Source organism: Alienimonas chondri, assembly GCF_013036045.1.
In the GTDB taxonomy this organism is placed as follows: domain Bacteria; phylum Planctomycetota; class Planctomycetia; order Planctomycetales; family Planctomycetaceae; genus Alienimonas; species Alienimonas chondri.
The window spans coordinates 18,438-37,368 of the sequence record NZ_WTPX01000016.1; the positions used below are offsets into that span (position 1 = coordinate 18,438).

An 18,931-nucleotide genomic window follows, 5' to 3' on the forward strand; every position below is an offset into this window, starting at 1 on the left:
CGGGGGTTGAAGGCTTGCTTCAGACGACACGCGGCCGACGCTTGCGCGTCGGGCTGGTACTGCAATTGTTCCCTACGCCGCTCGGCGGGCGTTGAAGGCGTACAGCTTGCCGAGGTGCTTCAGGTAGGCCAGTTGCTGGCCGAGCGTCAGCTTGCTGGAGCCGCGGGTGCGGTCGCGGAAGGTGATCGGCACTTCGGCGACGCGGCGGGCGCCGCACTTCACCAGCAGTTCCAACCCGATCTTATAACCCACCGGATCGAGCGGCCCGCAGGCGGCGAACGTCTCCCGGCGGAGGGCGAAGAACCCGGCGAGCGGGTCCGCGGCGTTCGTCAGTCCGCGGGCGAGATGCGTGGCGACCTTCGAGTTCCATTGCCGGAACCGTCCCCAGCCGGCGTCGATCTGACCGCCGGGGACGTATCGGCTGCCGATCGCGAAGTCCGCTCCGCCGCGGCCGTCGGTTCCGAGTACCGCGGCGATCAGGTCCGGGATCGCCTCGGGCGGGTGGGAGAGATCCGCGTCCATCACCGCGAGCACGGCGCCGCGGCTTTCAGACAGCCCCCGCACCGCCGCGGTGGCGAGTCCGCGTTCGTTGCGGCGGAGGATCAATCGCAGGGGGTGATCCTTCGCCAATTCCGCGCAGAGTTCCTCCGTGCCGTCGCGGCTGTCGTCATCGACGATCAGAAATTCCGCGGAGAGGTGGGCGCCGCTCACGGCGTCGCCGAGCCGGGCGATCAATTCCGGGAGGTTCTCCGCTTCCCGGTAGGTCGGCACGACAACGGTCACGTCCGGCTGCGTGTCGTTCGCTTCGACCGTCGCGCTGTCCTCATCGGGGGGGACGTACAGATGCGGGGCGGGGGGAGTTGACACGGGCGGCGGCCAAGCAGGGCGAGAGGCCCGGCGGGCATAGGCGATCCCGGCGAGAGCGGTCAACGCGGACCGATCCTCAGTGAACGAACATGCAGAGGCCGCCGACGAATCCTGCAACATAGCCTCCAGCCAGCGAGGCTCGATAATCCGACCAAGATCCGGCTCTGCGGTCACGGATCCAGCGACCGACCTGCCCGCCCATCAGACCGAGAAACGCTCCGCCGAACCCGCCGACCAATACGCATGCCATCAGCGCTTCCCACCAACTGTCCGGGACCTCGTCGGGGAAGAACAGGAACGCCGTGATCAGCGCGGGGGCGAACCCAAGCACCCCGCCCAGCACGGCCCCTGCGCGGCTGGCCTGAAGATTGTGCGGTCGCTGCTTCATTCCACCGTCGGCAGCGGGAACGTGACCTTCGGGCGCAGCGTGCCGTCGCGGTCACGTTCCGCGAGGCAGACCGGGCGGCCGACTTTGTCCCGCACGCCGCACTCGCCCGGCTCGCCGGGGGCGTCCTGAAAAGGGATCTGGGCGTACCGGCCGCCGCGGAGGTCGCCGGCCTGAGCGTCGTCGCAGGTCAGCGTCGTCAGACCGAATCGCTCGAAGGAGAGCGAGAGCAGGCCCGGCAGCGATTCGGCCGTGACATCGTCCGGAGTCACGGCGCCGTCGAGGTCGAAACCGCCGATCCGGGAACGGAGCAGGCTCTCCATCACCGCCTCCGTGCCGAGGGCCTTCGCCAGATCACGACCGAGGCTGCGGACGTAAAACCCGCTGCCGCACTCGATCCGCAGACCCAGCCGTTCGCCGTCGTAGCCCGTGACTTCCAACCGATCGACCCGCACCCGCTTCGATTCGATCGTCACCTCTTCCCCCTCCCGGGCCAGCTTGTAGGCCCGACGCCCGCCGACCTTCACGGCGCTGAACGCGGGGGGCGTCTGGTCGATCTCGCCGAGGAACGCCGGCAGGGCGGCGTCGATCTGGTCGCGGGAGAGCGACGGCGGATTCGGGACGGGGACCGGCTCGTGCTCCACATCCAGCGAGGGCGAGGATGTGTGCAGGAGGAAGCCGGCTTCGTAGGTCTTCGGTTGGGCCTGCACGCGGTCGATCAGCCGGGTCGCCTTGCCGACGCAGACGACCAGCACGCCGGTCGCGATCGGGTCGAGCGTCCCCGCATGGCCGACCTTCACCCGCCGCCCCCACCCCGCGTCGCGGGCGGCGCCCTGCACGATGTTCACCGCGGCGCGACTCGTCACGCCGGCCGGCTTGTTCAGCACGAGCAGACCGGCGGGGGGGATCGGCGGAGGCGGTTTACCCATCGCCGCCGAGCGCCTCCGCCAGTGGAATCGACAGCCCCGGCAGCAGCGGGGAGCTATAGGAATCCTCGGGGCCAAGCGTCGCGGCTTCGACGTAGCCGGCCGGTTCGTGACGCAGGACGGTCACGCGGCGGCGGATCGGATCGACGATCACGTACTCCCGCACGCCAATGCGGTGGTAGTCCGCACGTTTGTCTGCGTAGTCCCGTTGCCTCGCCCGACTGCCGGGGGAGACGACCTCGAAGTAGACGTCCGGTGCCCGAGCCGGGTCGGTGAAGTCGTCAGACGCCCCAGCGAGCGGGCTGTCGCGCAGCATCACGGCGGCGTCGCCCTGCCGCTCCCCGTCATCGCCTACAAGAGCCCACCGTTCCGACTCGAAGTCTTCAACGAGATCGTTCCGGGCGACAAAATATCTCATGAGCGCATGCCGAAACACTCCTGAGGCAACGCGATGCGAACGGCCGGGCGGGGGCATGAACTCCAGTCTGCCGGCGACCCGCTCGGCTTTCCACGGCTCCAGAACGTGCAGCGAGCAGAACTCCTCGCGGGAAATGAGTTTGCCTTCGTCTTCTGGGCCGAGTACATGCCCCGCCGGAAAGCGGAACCCGGTCAGAAGATCCGGCGGGCCATCGTTGCGGGGGTCCGCGGACCAGTCGGCGGGCGTCGCGGGCGATTCCGGACTTGCGACGGACACAGCGGACTCCGAATGAGGGACGGAACCAGTCTACGCCGAAGCGACCGCTTTCGCCGCGGTGCGTTCGGTCTGGCGGTCGAGGGCCGCCTGGATGAAACCGTGAAACAGCGGGTGCGGGCGGTCCGGTTTGCTTTTGAATTCCGGGTGGAATTGCACGGCGACGAACCACGGGTGGTCCGGGACTTCGATCACCTCGACCAGCGTGCCGTCCGGGCTGGTGCCGACGGGATGCAGGCCGTGTTCGATCATCCGATCGCGGTAGGCCGGGTTGAACTCGTAGCGATGGCGGTGGCGCTCCGAGACGTGGCGGGTGTCGTACAGCGCCGCGGATTTGCTGTCCTCGGTCAGCACGCAGGGCTGGGCGCCGAGCCGCATCGTGCCGCCCATGTTCTTGACGGCTTTCTGCTCTTCCAGCAGGCAGATCACGGGATCGGGCGTTTCGGCGGCGAACTCCGTGCTGTCGGCGTGGGGGAGCATCAGCACGTTGCGGGCGAACTCCACGACGGCCACCTGCATCCCCAAACAGATGCCGAAGTAGGGCACGCCCTTCTCCCGAGCGAAGCGAGCCGCGAGGATCTTGCCCTCGATCCCCCGCTTGCCGAACCCGCCGGGCACCAGGATCGCATCGACGCCGGACAGGTGGGCCGCGGCGCCGTCCTGCTCGACGCTTTCGGCGTCGACCCGTTTGAAGATCACCCGGGCGCTGTGGCCGAAGCCGGCGTGGGTGAGAGCTTCGTAGATACTTTTGTAGGCGTCGCGGTGCTCGATGTACTTGCCGACCACGGCGACCGTGACCTCATGCTCCGGGTGACGGTTCCGACGCATCAGGTCGGTCCAGTCGTCCAGCCGCAGCCGGCCGGCGTTGAGCCGCAGGCGGTTGACGATCTTCTGGTCGACGTTGTCTTCCGCGAGGCTCTGCGGCACCTCGTAGATGCTGTATTCCTTGTCCACCTCGACCACGACCATGTCCCGCTCGACGTTGCAGAACAACGCGATCTTCTCCGCGTGATCGCGGGGCAGGGGACGCTCGCAGCGAACGACCAGCATGTCCGGCTGAATGCCGATCGTGCGCAACTGCTGGACGCTGTGCTGCGTCGGCTTCGTCTTCGCCTCGCGGGCCGCCTTCAGGTAGGGCACGAGGGTGAGGTGCAGGAACATGCAGTTCTGCCGGCCCACTTCCAGCGGGATCTGCCGGATCGCTTCGAGGAACGGCAGCCCCTCGATGTCGCCCACGGTGCCGCCGAGTTCCGTGATGACCACGTCCACGTCCCCGCCGGCGAGGTCGAGGATCGTCGATTTGATCTCGTCCGTGACGTGCGGCACGACCTGCACGGTGCGGCCGAGGTATTCGCCGCGGCGCTCTTTTTCCAGGACGTTCTGATAGATCTGCCCGGCGGTGTAGTTGCTCTGCCGGGTGAGCGGGCCGTCGGTGAAGCGTTCGTAGTGGCCGAGGTCGAGGTCGGTCTCGCTGCCGTCGTCCAGCACGTAGACCTCGCCGTGCTGGTAGGGACTCATCGTCCCAGGGTCGACGTTCAGATACGGATCGAGCTTCTGCATCCGCACGCTCAGGCCGCGCCGCTCCAGCAGCAGGGCGATGCTGGCGGCGGTCAGGCCTTTGCCCAGCGAGGAGACCACTCCCCCGGTCACGAAGATGTGTTTGGTCCGGCGGTCGCCGGGAAAGGGATCGAACGGGGAGACCATGCGGGCTCGTCAAAGCAAGAACCCGCGATCGCTCGCGGGCTGGAGACGCACGCTTGCGGTTTCGCGGGCGCCCCTTCAGGGAGAGCGCCGGGTCAAACGGCGGTCAGGGGGCCGGGCGAGTCTCCCGCGCGTGGAACCGGGCGACGAAGGCATTGTAATCGGCACGGGTGTCGACGCCACACGCGTGAGCCGCGACCTCGCAAACCCGCAGCGTGCAACCGGCCTCCAGCGCTCGCAACTGTTCGAGCTTCTCCACCCGTTCCAACCGCGACGGCGGGAGTTCCGAGAGCCGAATCAGAAAATCTCGTCGGTAGGAATACGCCCCGATGTGCAATCGTGCGTTCTCCGGGACGCCGCCCGGATGCTCCGCGGCGTCCCGCGGGTGGGGGATCGGCGAGCGAGAGAAGTAGAGCGCCCGCCCCGTCGGGTCGCAGACCACTTTCACATTCGCCGGGTCGCGGAAGGCGTCGAGATCCGTCATCGGCGAGCAGAGCGTCGCCATCTCCGCGTCGGTGTCCCGGACCGCGGCGGCGAGCAGATCGATCGCCGCCGGGTCGATCTCCGGTTCGTCGCCCTGCACGTTCACCAGCACGTCGAATTCGTTCCGACGACGGGCGACTTCGGCGAGACGGTCGGTGCCGGAGGGGTGCTCGCCGGTCATCTCGACCACGCCGCCGAAGCGTTTTACCTCCGCGGCGATCTCGGGGGAGTCCGTCGCGACGACCAGTTCGTCCAGCGACGTCGCGTGCGAAGCGGCCCGGTAGGTATGTTCGAGCAGACTGCGGCCGGTCTCGCGGAGCAGCAATTTCTCCGGCAACCGAGCGGATTGCAGCCGGGCGGGGATCACGCCGAGGACGGGCATGCGATCAACTTTCCACGTCCCCCGCTTTGCCGTCGCCGCGAGGCGGCGCGCGTCGAACGGGGCGCGCCGCCTGTCGGCGACGGCGAATCAGGGCGAGCAAACGAGCTAAACGGTAGCAGATTCGCGACTTTGTACCGTCGCCGACGCTCCCGAGGCGAACGCCTCCGCGGGAATGTGCGGGGCCTTCATCGCCTGCTTTTGGGCCTGCTCGATCCGGGCGAGGCTGCCGCCCAGCGTTTCGATGCGGGTCCGCACCTCGTGGGTGGTCTTGTCCATCCCGCCGGCGATCAGGGTGACGATCCCCAGGAAGAGCAGCATCTGACCGGCGGTGGTGAGCAGCCAACCGGTCGGCGCGTAGCCCGGGGGGCCGCCGAAGTAGCTCCAGACGATGAACGCGCCGCCGACGGTCAAACCCAGCACTCCGCCGTAGGCGAGCAACTGGCCGAGCGGACCGGCGGTGCGGGCCGGCCCGCCGCCGAAGGTGCCGGCGGCGACCGGATCAAAGTGCGGCGCCGAGGGACCGGGGGCATGCCCGGCGTGCACCCGCGGGGCGTTCATCGGGACCGTGTGGGGCGGAGGGACCGCGGCGCCCCCCCCGGCTGAGAGAGACTGCGCGGCCCGGCTCGCGGCGGCCTGGGCGGGGGTGCCGTGTTCCGCGTCAAAGCGCCACTGCGGCGGCTGGGTGCGGACCCGCTTCTCCCGTTTCGGGCGCTCCGCCACGGCGACCGGGGCGGCGACGGTTTGCGGGGCGATCGCGGGTTGCGGTTTGAGCTGCGGCTGCGGAGCGGGGGCGGCCTCGCGGCGTTCGTAGTCCTCGGCGAGCTTCGCGGCGCCGCCTTCCTCGAACAGGTGACTCCAGCGATCCAGCAGTTCGCGGGCGCGGCGGGCGGCGGGTGGTTCGTCCGGCGTCGACATCTTGGGTCCGTTCGCGGTCACCGGGCCTCCGCAGGAAACGCACACCGCGGAGTCGGTTCCGCCGCCGTCGGCGGCCGCGGCGACGTCACGGCGGCAACTCGGGCACCACATCGCGGCGTCGGGTCCGGGAGGAAAGGGGCAGCGGAACGCCGCGGGTGCTAGTTCCTTCCCGCTCCCGAAGGCAAGACCGGCCCGGCGGTTCGCAGGCATGGACCGGGCGGCGCCGTCCGCAAAGCGTGGGCAAGGTTCACGCCGGTCGTCCGTCACGATCTGGTGGACGGATCGTCACGGGTTGGCGAGGGATCGCCGGGTGCGTCACCCTTACGTCAATCGCTCCTCATGGCCGTGGCCGATCGCCCCGTCGGCCTGTAGCATCCCTCGCTTCGCCCGTCGCCGAACTGCCCCCCGCGTTCGGCGCGGTCGCCGCCTTCCTCGCCCCCGGTTCTTTGCAGCGTCGCCCGGATGTCCGACCGCCCCGACCATGAGCGGATCGTCATCACCGGCGTGGGGATGACCGCGCCCAACGGCAACAGCCTCGCGGAGTACCGCGCCGCGCTGTTGGCCGGCAAAAGCGGCGTCGTGCCGTTCGAGACCCGCTACATGCCGCCGGTGCTGGCCGGCGTGTGCGACTTCGACCCGCTCCGTCACCAGAACCGCCGCGAAGTTCGCCGCGGCACCCGGGCCGGCTCCGTCGCCGTCTACTGCGCTCACGAGGCGATCGCCGACAGCGGCTTGCCGTGGGACGAGGTGAATAAGGAGCGGGTCGGCGTCTATCTGGGCATCACCGAACACGGCAACGTCGAGACGGAAAACGAGATCTTCGAGATCTCCCAATTCGAGTACGACACCAAGGTCTGGAGCCACCACCACAACCCCCGCACCGTCGCCAACAACCCGGCGGGCGAGGTGACGCTGTCCCTGAAGATCAGCGGCCCGCACTACACCCTCGGCGCCGCCTGTGCCGCGGGGAACGCCGGGTTGATCCAGGGCTGCCAGATGCTGCGGCTCGGCGAGGTGGATATGGCGCTGTGCGGCGGCGTGAGCGAATCGATTCATACCTTCGGCATCTTCGCCTCGTTCGCTGCACAGGGCGCGTTGGCCTGCTGCAAGGCGAGCAGCCCGGCGGAGGCCTGCCGGCCGTTCGACCTCGCCCGCAACGGCATCGTCGTTGCCGAGGGCGGCGGGATCGTCACGCTGGAGCGGCTCGATTCCGCCAAGAAGCGCGGTGCCAAGATCTACGGGGAGATCGCCGGCCACGCCATGAACAGCGACGCCAGCGACTTCGTCCTGCCCAGCCGCACCGGTCAGGCTCGCTGCCTGGAGATGGGCCTCGAACGGGCGGGGCTTGGACCGGGCGAGATCGACGTGCTTTCCTCCCACGCCACCGCCACGGTGCAGGGGGACATCGAGGAGGCCACCGCCATCGGCAGCGTGTTCGGCGACGCAAAGACCCCGCCGGCGGTCAACAACACGAAATCGTTCATCGGCCACGCGATGGGCGCCGCGGGCGTGCTGGAACTGCTGGGCAACCTGCCCAGCTTCGAGGACGGCGTCGTGCATCCCACCATCAACTGCCCGGACCCGGACCCCAAGTGCCCGGTGCCGAACCTCGTGGCGAACGACGCCAAACGAGTCGGCCGCGTCGACCACGTGCTGAACAACTCGTTCGGCATGCTGGGAATTAACTCCGTCGTCATCGTGAAACGCCCGCCCAACGACGTGACGTCGGCCTGGGCGAACTAGTCGAACCTTTATCTAAAGCCGTGCTTGTATGACTCGTCCCGAAATCCGCGGGGTCATTCTCGACATCCTCGAGAACATCGCCCCGGACGAGGATCTCACCGACCTCAACGATAGCGACCCGTTCCGGGAGCAGATGGAGCTGGACTCCATGGACTTCTTGGACATCGTGATGGAACTGCGCAAACGCTACCGCGTGCAGATTCCTGAGGAGGATTACCCGAACCTCAATACGATGAACGGCACGGTCGATTATCTCGAGCCGAAGCTGGCGGACACGCCGGTGTGAATGCGGTCCTCGCCGCCGTCGTCGGACCGCTCCTGCAGATCGCCGCTCCTCTTGTCTCGGCGTATCTTTGGGCCGAAATGCAGCATGACGGCGTACCGAAGTGGATCGGGGCGCTGGGAGCGTTCGTGATCGGCGTCGCGGGTTTGGGAATTGCAGGTTACTTTGCCGTTTGGCTCGGCGTGATGCCGTGGAAGAGGGCCGAAGCGGTCCACTTCATCTCGGCGGCGTGGCTTTGCTTTGGTCTCGCCGTCGGCCGACTCTTCGGCGGGGGAGCGGAGGACTTTTACTTTACGGCTTATCTCGTTTCGCTCGTCAGTTTCTTGGCCCTTCTGTTCCTGTAGCGATTGAATGGCCGGCCCCGCTTCTCAATACGATGTGCTGATTATCGGCGCCGGCCTCTCCGGCCTCGCCGCGGGGATCCGGCTGGCGCACTATGAAAAGCGGGTGGCGATTCTTGAACGTCACACGACGATCGGCGGGCTGAACAGCTTTTATCAGCTCCGCGGGCGTCGGCACGACGTGGGGCTGCACGCGGTCACGAACTTCCGGCCGCCGACGCTCAAACCGCTCGGGCCGTTGGCGAAGTTGTTGCGGCAACTGCGGATCTCCTGGGACGAGTTCGACCTTGCCCCGCAGTGCGGCAGTCGGGTGGTGATGCCGGGGGCCAGCCTGCGGTTCACCAACGATTTCGACCGGCTGCAAAGCGACGTCGCCGAGCGATTCCCCGATCAGATCGACGGGTTCAAACAGCTCGACGCCGCAGCGATGTCGGCGGATACGTTCGACGAATCCCGCGAATTCCAGCCCAGCCGGGAGCGGGTGCGGTCCTTGATCACGAACCCTCTGCTGGAGGATCTACTATTCGCTCCCGTGCTGTTTTACGGCAGCCCCACGCCGCACGATTGCGACTGGCGACAATTCGCCATTCTGTGGCGGGCGTTGTATCGGGAGGGGTTCGGCCGACCGCGGGACGGGGTGAAGCCGATTCTGAAGACGCTCACCAAACGCTATAAAGCGTTGGGCGGCGATCTGTGGCTGCGGCACGGGGTGCAGGCCATTCGTTCCAACGGCGGCAAGACCGTCGGCGTGACGTTGGACGACGGAACGGAGATCGACGCCCCCCACATTCTCTCCTCCGCCGGTCTGCCGCAGACCGCGGCGATGGCCGGCGACGCGGCCGATCTACCGACCGACCCGGGGCCGTTGAGCTTCGTGGAGAGCATCAGCGTGCTGGACCGGCCCGCGAGCGAACTGGGGTACGACGACACCGTCACCTTCTATTCCACCCGCGACCCCCGGGCCGGCGATCGCTTTCGCTACGCCAATCCTGAAGATCCCTGCGATTTGACCAGCGGCATCGCCTGCTCGCCGGACAATTATCAATACTTCGAAGCGAGCGGCGGGCCGCACGACGAGGGCTGTTTACGCCTGACCGTGCTGGCGAACCCCGAGTATTGGGCGAACCTCGAACCCGATGTTTATACGAGAGAAAAGGCGAGGTGGCACGCCGCGGCGTTGGACGCCGGGCGAGACTTCGACGTGTTGCCGGACGTGACCGGCGCCCAGGCCTCGCACGTGCTCGACACGGACGTGTTCACCCCGAAGACGATCACGCGCTTCACCGGACATCCCAACGGGGCGGTGTACGGCTCCGCGACGAAGATCCGCGACGGACGGACCGGGCTGGACGGGCTGCACGTCATCGGGACGGATCAGGGCTACCTCGGGATTGTGGGGGCGATGCTGTCCGGCGTTTCCATTGCAAACCGACTTCTCACATGACCCGCTCGACGGAGGGTTTCCGCTCCGTTTAGGGTTGGTCCGTTCAACGTCCCCCCTCGCTCCCCGTCGATCGTTTTTATGAAGATTCTCGTCACCGGCGGAGCCGGCTTTATCGGCTCCCACATCGTCGATGGATTGATCGCGGCGGGGCACACGGCCGTCGCCATCGACGATTTGAGCAGCGGGTTCCGCGAGAATCTGCCGGCGGACGTGCCGTTGCACGTGGTCGATATTCGGGATGCGGACGCCGTCGCGAAGGTGTTTGAGCTGGAACGGCCGGACCGCGTCTGCCATCAGGCGGCCCAGATGAGCGTCTCGCGCAGCGTTCGGGAACCCGTGTTCGATGCGGAGACGAACATCGTCGGCCTGTTGAACGTCTGCGAAGCCGCCCGCTCCCACGGCGTGGACCGGATCACCTTCGCCAGTTCCGGCGGCGCCCTCTATGGCGACGTGACGGAGCCGGCGGACGAGGATCACGCGCAGCTTCCCATCGCCCCGTACGGGATTACCAAGAAGGCGGGCGAGGATTATCTGCGGTTCTACGCGCTGCAATACGGCCTCACGACGGTCGCGCTGCGGTACAGCAACGTCTACGGCCCGCGGCAGAACCCGCATGGGGAGGCCGGCGTGGTGGCGATCTTCGCCAAGAACCTGTTGGCGGAACAGCCGATCACCGTGAACGGCGACGGGAAATACGTTCGGGACTACGTGCACGTCTCGGACGTCGCCGCGGCGAACGTCGCCGCGCTTGTCGGCAGCCAGACGGGGGGCGACCTGTCGGAGGGTTTCAGCGCGTTCAACGTCGGCACCGCGGTCGGCAAGGACGTGAACGAACTCGCCGAGTCCGTGATTCAAGGCGTGAAAGCGACGCGGCCGGGACTCTCCCCGCCGGCGCCGACGCACGGCCCGGCGCGCGACGGCGACTTGCGCAGCAGCATCATTTCGCCGGCGAAGGGCAAGACCGGGCTGGGATGGGAACCGCGCGTCGCCTTCGACGACGGTATCCGCGGCACCGTCGAGTGGTTTGCCGAAAACGCCTGAGCGTCGCCCTCAGTTGTCGAGGCTCGGCCAGGCCGCCTTGTTGCTGCACGACTCGCGGCTGATGTCGGAATCCGGGAACTCGTCTTCGAAACGTTCCTCAAACGCTTGGAAGGAGATGTACGTCATTTCCTCGCATTCGAAGTCGCACAGACCGTTTTCCGGGGCGAGGTTTACGGCGTCGTAGTACCGCTTCCCGCACGCCACGATGAAGCCACGGCAGTAGAGGAATCCGTCGTCGGAGCCGTCCGTCACCGCCTGAATCTCCTCGCGGTCGATGTCGTATAGCTTGCGTTCAAGAATGCGATCGAAGGCAATTAGATCCTCCTTCGAGAGGCCTTCCAGCTCCTTCGTCAGCGCTGCGAGAAACGTGGACTCGTCGGCGATCATGCCGAGGTCGTCGTCGTCGAAATAGCGCTCGACGAAGGCGTCTCGCTTCGTCTCGTCGCCGATGGCGTCTTCCAGCGCCCGCTGAAACGCAGCATTCTCCGGCGAGGACTTCCAGGCCGCGTCGATCATCTGCCAGAAACGATCTTCGTTCATCGACTTGGCTCAAGCGTGGGGAGGGAACGGAGGAGTTCTTTCAAGGAAGATATCGTCGCCGTGCGTTCGCTGCGCCGATGATATGCTCCGGTTGACCGACAGCAGGAGCGACGAGACGGAATGCGGTGGCGACTGGGAACGACCGGCTATTTCAACCGGGGCTGGCGGGGACCGTTCTTCCCGCCGGGCCTGCCGCAATCGAAGTGGCTCTCGTATTACGCGACCCGGTTCGACGCGATTGAGTTGAACACCACGTTTCACGCGCTGCCGACGCGGGATCGGGTGCGCAGCTGGGCGGATAAGACGCCGGCAGAGTTTCGCTTCAGCCTGAAAGCGCCGAGGGCGGTCACGCACGACGCTGATCTGCGTCATGCCGGGGGGCCGCTGTCGGAGTTTCTGGACGTGGCCTCGGAATTAGGGGCCAAACTCGGCGTGGTCCTGTTGCAGTTCGGCCCGCATCACGGGGTCCACGAGCTGCCGGCGCTGGATCGGTTGCTGGGCACGCTGTCGACGCGGTCGCCGTCGACCCTGAGATGCGCGGTCGAGTTTCGTGACGCCTCTTGGCTCACTCCCGAAACGTACCGCGTGCTGCGGGTGCACGGCGTTGCGTTGGTCGCTTCAGACCTCGACGAGCTGCCCGCGGCGGCGGGCATCGTGCCGACCGCGGACTTCCTCTACGTCCGATTGCTCGGCAAGCACGGTCGATTCGAGACGGACGACCATGAACTGTTCGACCCCACCCCGAGGCTGACATGGTGGCGCGACCGACTGCGCCGCGCGATCGCTTCGCCGCAGTTCGGCGGGAGCGGGCCGGCGGTGATCTGGACGCTCAGCAACAATGATTTCGCGGGGCACGCCCCGGCGACGCTCAGACGGTTCGCCAAGCTGGCGGGGGCCGATCTGCCCGGCGATGCGGTGAAGGAGCAGGCGGGACTATTCGAATGATTGAATCGGAGACTCCGCCGCGCGCGAAGGGTGCGGATCGGCGGGCCGGCGACCGATGCAAACAAAACGATTCTTCCGTCTGTCCGTCCGGACCGCCGCTGTGCTGCGCCTCCCTCGCCGATTGCTGTTCTCCGCCGCGGCGATCCTCGCCGTCTCGGCCTCCGTTCCCGCGGCGACCGCCCAGGGCGTGGTGCCCGGCAGCGGCAAGCTGCTGACGCGGGCGCTCGACGATTTCGAGGCGGAAGACTGGCAGTGGGTTCCGAACGGCCCGAAGTCGTCCAACGAAGACGATAACCAGCGGCGGACCCCCGCCGGCCACAGCTCGAACGGCTTCTGGGCGGAGTCCATGAAGCGGGGGATGCCGGACCATATCCTCCGCATTCCGACTCCGCCGAACGGTCTGCCCGGCAGCAAAGGGAGCCTGCTGATTTGCACGCTGAACAGCGGCATCCCCGGTCGGACGAGTTACGAGCCGATGCAGGACGACCTGATCCTGAACTGCTCTCAAAAGGTCGGTCAGATTCCCGTGGGGCGTTCGCCGAACTTCACCGTGCGGGTTTGGATGCCGGCGTGGGAAGACTGGAGCAACTACAAGGGCAGCCACTTCGGCATCCGCGGCGCCTGTCGCACCACCACGACGGAACAGAAGGGCAAGTTCATCTTCACGCGGAACGTGACCACGACCGAGCCCTACTGGCCCGGCTTCTTCGTGCAATACATGCCCCGCGGCATGGACGATCGCAGCGAACCCTGCGCCGCCTGGATCGTCCGGGGCAACAATCAGGGGAACGATTATCGCGGCCCGGTCATTAATAAACCGGGCTGGTGGACCGTCGGCATGAGCTTCACCCCGGACGGCCGCGTTCATTATTACTTGTCCGAGGGCGTGGACGAATTGACCGTCTCCGACCATGTGGGCAGCGCTTTGCCCTACGGATACCGCTGCGAGCAGTTCGTGACGCTGTTCTTCAACTCCCTCAGCAAGAACGACGGCCGGGAGTGGGGCACGCCGTTCGTCGTGGACGACCCGAAGGTCTACTCGCTTTATTGATCCGATTCGGTTTGAAACCGATCCGCCGATCGAACGATGAACGCGGCCGGGGGCTATGTCTCCGGCCGCGTTTTATCGTCGTCTGCGGAGTCCGCGTCGATGCGATTCGGCTCCACCACGACGACGTCGGGTCGCGACTGAGGCGGGACGAAGGAGGCGACGGACATGGAGACCCGGCCGCGTAGATAGCCGGCGGCCAGTCGTTTGATCTGCCGACGCAGGCCCGGAATCAACAAGCTGAAGCCCGCGACGTCCGTCAGGAGTCCCGGGGTGAGCAGGAACGCCCCCGCGATCAAAATTAAGACGCCGTCGATGGCGGCGTCGGCGGGCATTTTGCCGGCCGCGGCGTCCGCCCGCAGCCGACGCCACGTCGCGGCGCCCTGATACTTCGCCAACGCCGCCCCGGCCATCCCGGTGGCGACGATCAAGGCGATCTCCGTCCAGACGCCGATATATCCGGCCAGCCAATACAGCAGCGCCAGCTCCACAGCGGGAACGACGACGAACAGGAGTGCGAGGCGAGCCAACATCGAAGCGATCAGCCTTCCATCCCGGGGCCAAGGTCGTCGGTCTCAGCGCGACCGCCCACGTGTTCGAGCATGAACCCGGCCAGCGCCGTCCAACCGGTTTGATGGCTGGCGCCGCAGCCGCGACCGTTGTCGCCGTCGAAGTATTCATAAAAGAGGATGAGATCCTGCCACGCGGGATCGTCAGCGTAGCACGCATCTTCGCCGTGGCAGGGGCGGCGACCGTTCTCGTCCGGTTGAAACAAGGAGATCAACCGGCGTTCTAAATCTTGGGCGACCTCCGCGAGGTTCATCATCGTGCCGCTGCTGGTCGGGCACTCGACTTTCAAGTCGTCGCCGTAATACCGATGGAAGCGTTGCAGGGCCTCGATCAGCAGGAAGTTGAGCGGGAACCAGACCGGCCCGCGCCAATTGCTGTTGCCGCCGAACATGGAGGTGCGGCTCTCCGCCGGCGTATAGCGGACCTCGTGCGTCGTGCCGTCCAACTTGAAGACGTACGGATTCTCGTCGTAAATCTTGGACATGCTCCGCACGCCGTACGGGCTGAGAAACTCCTTCTCGTCCAGCACGTAGGCGAGAATGCGTTCGAGCTTCTCGCGGGTCGGGACGCTCAGCAGTCGCAGGCCATGTTCGCCCTCCCCGGACTCCTGCTCCATATAGGCCAGGCCGACGAGCATTTCCTGGCGGTTCTTCAGGAACCATCGCATCCGTTTGCGGAAATTCGGCAACCGGTCGATCACCGCGTCCTCCAACACGTCGACCGTAAACAGCGGGATAATGCCGACCATGCTGCGCAACTTCATGGTGAAGGCCCGTTCGCCGCAGATGAGACGGTCGTAATAGAAGCCGTCCTCCTCGTCCCACAGGCCGGACCCGCCGGCCGTGTTCATCGCGTGGCCGATGGCGATGTAGTGCTCGAAAAACTTACTGGCGACGTCGGCGTAGACGGGGTCCTCGCTCGCGAGTTCGAATGCGATCGACAGCATCGAGGCGCAATAAAACGCCATCCAGGCGGTGCCGTCCGCCTGTTCCAGGTGGCCGCCCTCCGGCAGGTTCTTGGATCGATCGAACACGCCGATATTGTCCAGCCCCAGGAACCCCCCGCCGAAGACGTTCCGGCCGGTCGGGTCTTTGCGGTTCACCCACCAGGTGAAGTTCATTAGCAATTTTTGGAACGACCGGGCGAGAAACGCGCGGTCGCGTTTGCCGGGTTCGCCGCTCATTTGATAGACCCGCCACACCGCCCACGCATGGACCGGCGGATTCACGTCGCTGAAGTTCCATTCATAGGCCGGGATCTGTCCGTTGGGGTGCATATACCACTCCCGCAGGAACAAAATCAGTTGGTCGCGGGCGAAGAACGGGTCCAGCTTGGCGAAGGCGACGCAGTGAAACGCGGTATCCCACGCGGCGAACCACGGGTACTCCCATGCGTCCGGCATCGTCAAAATGTCGCGACTAAAGAGGTGTTTCCACTCGCTGTTGCGGCCGACCTTCCGCTTCTCCGCGGGAGCCGGTTGAGCGGGGTCGCCTTCGAGCCAGTCCTTCACAACGTAATAATAGAACTGCTTCGTCCAAATCAGCCCGGCATCCGCCTGGCGGCAGATCAAGCGATCCTGCCGCTTCATCCCGGCAGGATATTTTGCGTCGTAGAAGTCGTCCGCCTCCGCTTTGCGGCGATCGAAAAGCTCTGAGAACGTCGGGCCGAACGGTTCCTCCGTCGACTCCGTGACGTTCGAGAGCCGCAACTCCACGACGGCCTCGCCGCCCTTTTTGACGCGAAGCTTGTAGTGCGCCCCCGCTTTGGTGCCGGCTCGCTTTCGCTTCACGACGCCTTTTTCGGCGTGGACGATCAGGCGATGGAAAGCGTCTTTGCAATACGGATCCGGGTTGTCCGCGTTGAACAGGGCAGCCCGGTTCGTTTCGTTGTCCGTGAACAGCCAGCGGGGCTTTTTGTCGCGCGGACCGGGGCCGGCCCAGAAATTGAACGGTTCCAGGCTGGCGTGATCCGTCCGCAGGCAACCGGCTTGGCGATCCAGCCGAATTTCAGGCTGCGGCCAGGCCCCTTCCTGGCCGTCGCGGCCCCAACTCCAGGTATTGCGGAACCAAAGCTGGGGGATGAGATGCAGCGTATTGAGCGGCCCGTGATTCGTGATCGTCAGCCGAATCAGGATGTCGTTCGGGCTGCCCTTCACGTACTCCGCCTGGACGTCCCAGTGGCCGTCGTCGAATGCGGAAGTGTCGGTCAGTTCGTATTCGGGGACGTCCCTGCCGCGACGGCCGTTCTCCTCCAACAGTTCTCGATAGGGAAACGCCGCGTGCGGATACTTATAAAGCGCCTTGCAGTAGGACCCGGTCGGCGTCGCGTCTAAATAATAATAACACTCTTTCACGTCCTCGCCGTGGTTTCCCTCGCGGCCGTCGAGACCGAAGAGGCGTTCTTTCAGAATGCCGTCCTGGCCGTTCCATAACGCGAGACTGAAGCAGAGCCGGCATTCCCGGTCGGTAAATCCCAGCAGGCCGTCCTCGCCCCAACGATAGGCCCGGCTGCGAGCGTGGTCGTGGGGGAGATACTTCCAGGCGCTGCTGTCCGCCGAGTAATCCTCGCGAACGGTGCCCCACTGACGCTCCGACAGGTACGGACCCCAGCGCTGCCAATTGCTGCCGGGGACGCGGGCGACTGCGGCGGAAAGCCGTTGTTGTTCGACGGTGGAGCCGCTGGGCTGCATACGGGACGGGTGGTGGGAGCGAACGTGGCGTCGGGGGGCGGCGAGGCGGCGGGAATGGTATCCCCCGCCGGCGCGTTCCCGAACCGCTCCGGCCTTCGGCTGCGTCACGACAGAGCGAGACCGCCGCGAACTTGTCCCGTTCAGTCGGCTTGGGTCTCGCTGCCGACCGCGCGATCGTCGTCGTGGCGGGGCCAGGCGAGATGGAAGGTGGCGCCGCGGTTCTCTTCGCCCACGCCCTGGTTTTCGACGGTGATGTCGCCGCCGTGCTCCCGCAGGATCTTACGGCTCACGGCGAGACCCAGCCCGGTCCCCTTGGAGCCTTTGCCGCTCTCGAACGGCTCGAAGATCGCCTCCGCACGGTGGGGCGGAACGCCGGGGCCGTCGTCGGAGATGTTCACGCCGACGTAGTCCGACTCCGGCCAGTGGGCGGTGCTGATGCGGACCAGCCCGCCCGTCCCGCCCCGGGCGTCGCGGCCTTCGGCGGCGGCGTCGACGGCGTTCAGGGCGACGTTCAGCACGGCGCGGTGCATGGCGTCCGCGTCGAACCACGCCGGGGGCACGGCGGCGGCGTCCAGTTCGACCTCCACGCCCACTTCGGCCGCCCGGGCTCTGGCCAGGCCCACGGCGTCGGCGACGGTCGCGGCGAAGTCCCCGCGCTTCAATTCGGGCCGTCGATCCTTGCCGAACGTCAACATGTCCGTGACGAGATGTAGAATCCGATTCTGGTTCCGCTCCACGATCTCCCAGCCCTGCCGGGCGAGGGCTTCGTCCTGGCGATCCAGGCCGGTCTTGACCAGATGGCCGCCCCCGCCGAGACCCTGCAGGATATTTTTGATGTGGTGGGAGAGGGCGGAGATCGTTTGGCCGACGGCGGCCAGTCGTTCCGCACGGACCAGGGCCGATTGATAGCGGACCGCCTCCACCGCCAGCGCCGCCTGCCGCCCCACGGCCAACAGCATGCGGAGATGATCGTCCGTGAATCGTTCCGGCAGCGGGGAGAGAATGCTGGAGCCGGCGTCGGCCGTGGTGTCCAGATACATCACCCCTTCCACGTCGTCCCGGCCGCGCAGGGGCACGCACAGCGCCTCCTTCACCCCGACCGCCATGATGCTTTGGGTCGGGTCGAACCGAGAATCCTGGGCTGCGTTCCCGGTGCGAATGGCGCGGCCCGAACTGTAGACGTGATCCGCGATCGACCGGCTGACCGGCATCGGCCGAACGCTGGGCAGGCTGTCGTCGAGGCCGCCGATCGCGTCGCTGCGGGCGTGGTCGCGGTCGCGACGGGCGGCGGGACGCAGGTGTCCCTCTCCGTCGGCCAGCAACACGCACCCCCGCTCGGCGCCGACCGCCTCCAGCGCCAGATCCAACATCCGGCCCAGCAACTGCTCCGTGTTCAACGTCGGCCGCACGGCTTCCTCGGTGACCCGATAGAGCACCTGCAACGTGGTCGCCGCGGAGCCGACCGGTCCGGGCGCCCTTCGTCCTGATCCGGCCGGCAGAGCCGACAACGTGGCGCCGACGGGATCCTCGTGGGCGGAGCCGATCAGGCTCACCCCCGCCCGTGACCCGTCGGAGGTGGGGCGAGAGAACAGCAACGTCGTCCGGCCGACCTGAACCCGGTCGCCGTCGTTCAGTCGCGCCGGGCCGTCGAGTTTGGCGCCGTTGACGAGCGTCCCGTTCGAACTGCCGATATCGGACAACTCGTAATGCCGTTCGCCGCAGCGAATGACGGCGTGTCGGCGGGAGACCTCGGTGTCCCGCAGACGCACGGGGTTCGCCGTTCCTCGTCCGATGCCGACCGGCACGGTTTCACCCGCGGAATGGCTGGCGGTCGGCAGCGTGAACCGTCGCCCGCTATCAGGCCCGACGGTCACCAGCAGCGTGCCGACAGTCACCGGGGCGCGGGGGGCGTCGGGGGAGAAAACGGGAAGAGAGCC

General features: G+C 66.6%; 18 protein-coding genes. 7 read left to right on the forward strand and 11 right to left on the reverse strand.

Features of this window, described 5'->3' with window-relative positions:
• Positions 1-72: 72 nt before the first annotated feature.
• From LzC2_RS04075 to LzC2_RS04105, 7 genes are all read right to left on the reverse strand, one after another.
• Positions 73-867 carry a polyprenol monophosphomannose synthase gene (locus LzC2_RS04075; RefSeq protein ID WP_171184039.1) on the reverse strand — a complete coding sequence of 265 codons (795 nt, stop codon included), beginning with the start codon at positions 865-867 and terminating at the stop codon, positions 73-75.
• Positions 868-943: 76 nt separating this feature from the next.
• Complete coding sequence (locus LzC2_RS04080; RefSeq protein WP_171184041.1) at positions 944-1,255, reverse strand: hypothetical protein; 312 nt, start codon at positions 1,253-1,255, stop codon at positions 944-946.
• Complete coding sequence (gene truB / locus LzC2_RS04085; protein ID WP_171184043.1) at positions 1,252-2,181, reverse strand: tRNA pseudouridine(55) synthase TruB; 930 nt, start codon at positions 2,179-2,181, stop codon at positions 1,252-1,254. The genes LzC2_RS04080 and truB overlap by 4 nt, the downstream gene beginning before the upstream one ends.
• Complete coding sequence (locus tag LzC2_RS04090) at positions 2,174-2,872, reverse strand: Uma2 family endonuclease (protein ID WP_171184045.1); 699 nt, start codon at positions 2,870-2,872, stop codon at positions 2,174-2,176. The genes truB and LzC2_RS04090 overlap by 8 nt, the downstream gene beginning before the upstream one ends.
• A 30-nt stretch (positions 2,873-2,902) precedes the next feature.
• Positions 2,903-4,573: a CTP synthase gene (locus tag LzC2_RS04095; protein WP_171184047.1), complete on the reverse strand. Its 1,671-nt coding sequence runs from the start codon at positions 4,571-4,573 to the stop codon at positions 2,903-2,905.
• 103 nt (positions 4,574-4,676) lie between these two features.
• Entirely contained in the window at positions 4,677-5,435 is a 759-nt protein-coding gene (gene kdsB / locus LzC2_RS04100; RefSeq protein ID WP_171184049.1) for a 3-deoxy-manno-octulosonate cytidylyltransferase, read from the reverse strand.
• A gap of 105 nt (positions 5,436-5,540) precedes the next feature.
• Positions 5,541-6,350, reverse strand: coding sequence for a hypothetical protein (locus LzC2_RS04105; protein ID WP_171184051.1), 810 nt, complete (start codon positions 6,348-6,350; stop codon positions 5,541-5,543).
• Positions 6,351-6,812: 462 nt separating this feature from the next.
• Between LzC2_RS04105 and LzC2_RS04110 the strand changes: the two genes are divergently transcribed.
• From LzC2_RS04110 to LzC2_RS04130, 5 genes are all read left to right on the forward strand, one after another.
• Positions 6,813-8,093 (forward strand): beta-ketoacyl-[acyl-carrier-protein] synthase family protein, encoded by a 1,281-nt coding sequence (locus tag LzC2_RS04110; protein WP_171184053.1) that lies wholly within the window; start codon positions 6,813-6,815, stop codon positions 8,091-8,093.
• Positions 8,094-8,121: 28 nt separating this feature from the next.
• Entirely contained in the window at positions 8,122-8,379 is a 258-nt protein-coding gene (locus LzC2_RS04115) for an acyl carrier protein (protein WP_171184055.1), read from the forward strand.
• Entirely contained in the window at positions 8,376-8,720 is a 345-nt protein-coding gene (locus LzC2_RS04120; RefSeq protein WP_171184057.1) for a hypothetical protein, read from the forward strand. Before LzC2_RS04115 ends, LzC2_RS04120 begins: the two co-directional genes overlap by 4 nt.
• Positions 8,721-8,727: 7 nt before the next feature.
• Entirely contained in the window at positions 8,728-10,161 is a 1,434-nt protein-coding gene (locus tag LzC2_RS04125) for a phytoene desaturase family protein (RefSeq protein ID WP_171184059.1), read from the forward strand.
• Positions 10,162-10,239: 78 nt separating this feature from the next.
• Entirely contained in the window at positions 10,240-11,202 is a 963-nt protein-coding gene (locus tag LzC2_RS04130; protein WP_171184060.1) for an NAD-dependent epimerase/dehydratase family protein, read from the forward strand.
• A gap of 9 nt (positions 11,203-11,211) precedes the next feature.
• Here LzC2_RS04130 and LzC2_RS04135 read toward each other — a convergent pair whose 3' ends face one another.
• A complete protein-coding gene (locus tag LzC2_RS04135) occupies positions 11,212-11,742 on the reverse strand; it encodes a DUF4240 domain-containing protein (protein WP_171184063.1) in 531 nt (176 codons plus the stop codon).
• Positions 11,743-11,862: 120 nt separating this feature from the next.
• On the opposite strand from LzC2_RS04135, the gene LzC2_RS04140 reads away from it, so the two are divergent.
• Together LzC2_RS04140 and LzC2_RS04145 are read left to right on the forward strand one after the other, a co-directional pair.
• Positions 11,863-12,687, forward strand: a complete 825-nt coding sequence (locus LzC2_RS04140; protein WP_171184064.1) for a DUF72 domain-containing protein — start codon at positions 11,863-11,865, stop codon at positions 12,685-12,687.
• Between the two features lie 100 nt (positions 12,688-12,787).
• Positions 12,788-13,738, forward strand: coding sequence for a hypothetical protein (locus LzC2_RS04145; RefSeq protein WP_171184067.1), 951 nt, complete (start codon positions 12,788-12,790; stop codon positions 13,736-13,738).
• 53 nt (positions 13,739-13,791) lie between these two features.
• Here LzC2_RS04145 and LzC2_RS04150 read toward each other — a convergent pair whose 3' ends face one another.
• The 3 genes from LzC2_RS04150 to LzC2_RS04160 are packed head-to-tail and all read right to left on the reverse strand — an operon-like array spanning position 13,792 to position 18,889.
• On the reverse strand, positions 13,792-14,268 hold the full coding sequence (locus LzC2_RS04150; protein WP_171184069.1) for an FxsA family protein: 477 nt from the start codon (positions 14,266-14,268) through the stop codon (positions 13,792-13,794).
• An 8-nt stretch (positions 14,269-14,276) separates the two neighbouring features.
• Positions 14,277-17,102: an MGH1-like glycoside hydrolase domain-containing protein gene (locus tag LzC2_RS22755; protein ID WP_315854525.1), complete on the reverse strand. Its 2,826-nt coding sequence runs from the start codon at positions 17,100-17,102 to the stop codon at positions 14,277-14,279.
• Positions 17,103-17,134: 32 nt separating this feature from the next.
• Positions 17,135-18,889 (reverse strand): ATP-binding protein, encoded by a 1,755-nt coding sequence (locus LzC2_RS04160; RefSeq protein WP_171184071.1) that lies wholly within the window; start codon positions 18,887-18,889, stop codon positions 17,135-17,137.
• Between the last annotated feature and the right edge of the window lie 42 nt (positions 18,890-18,931).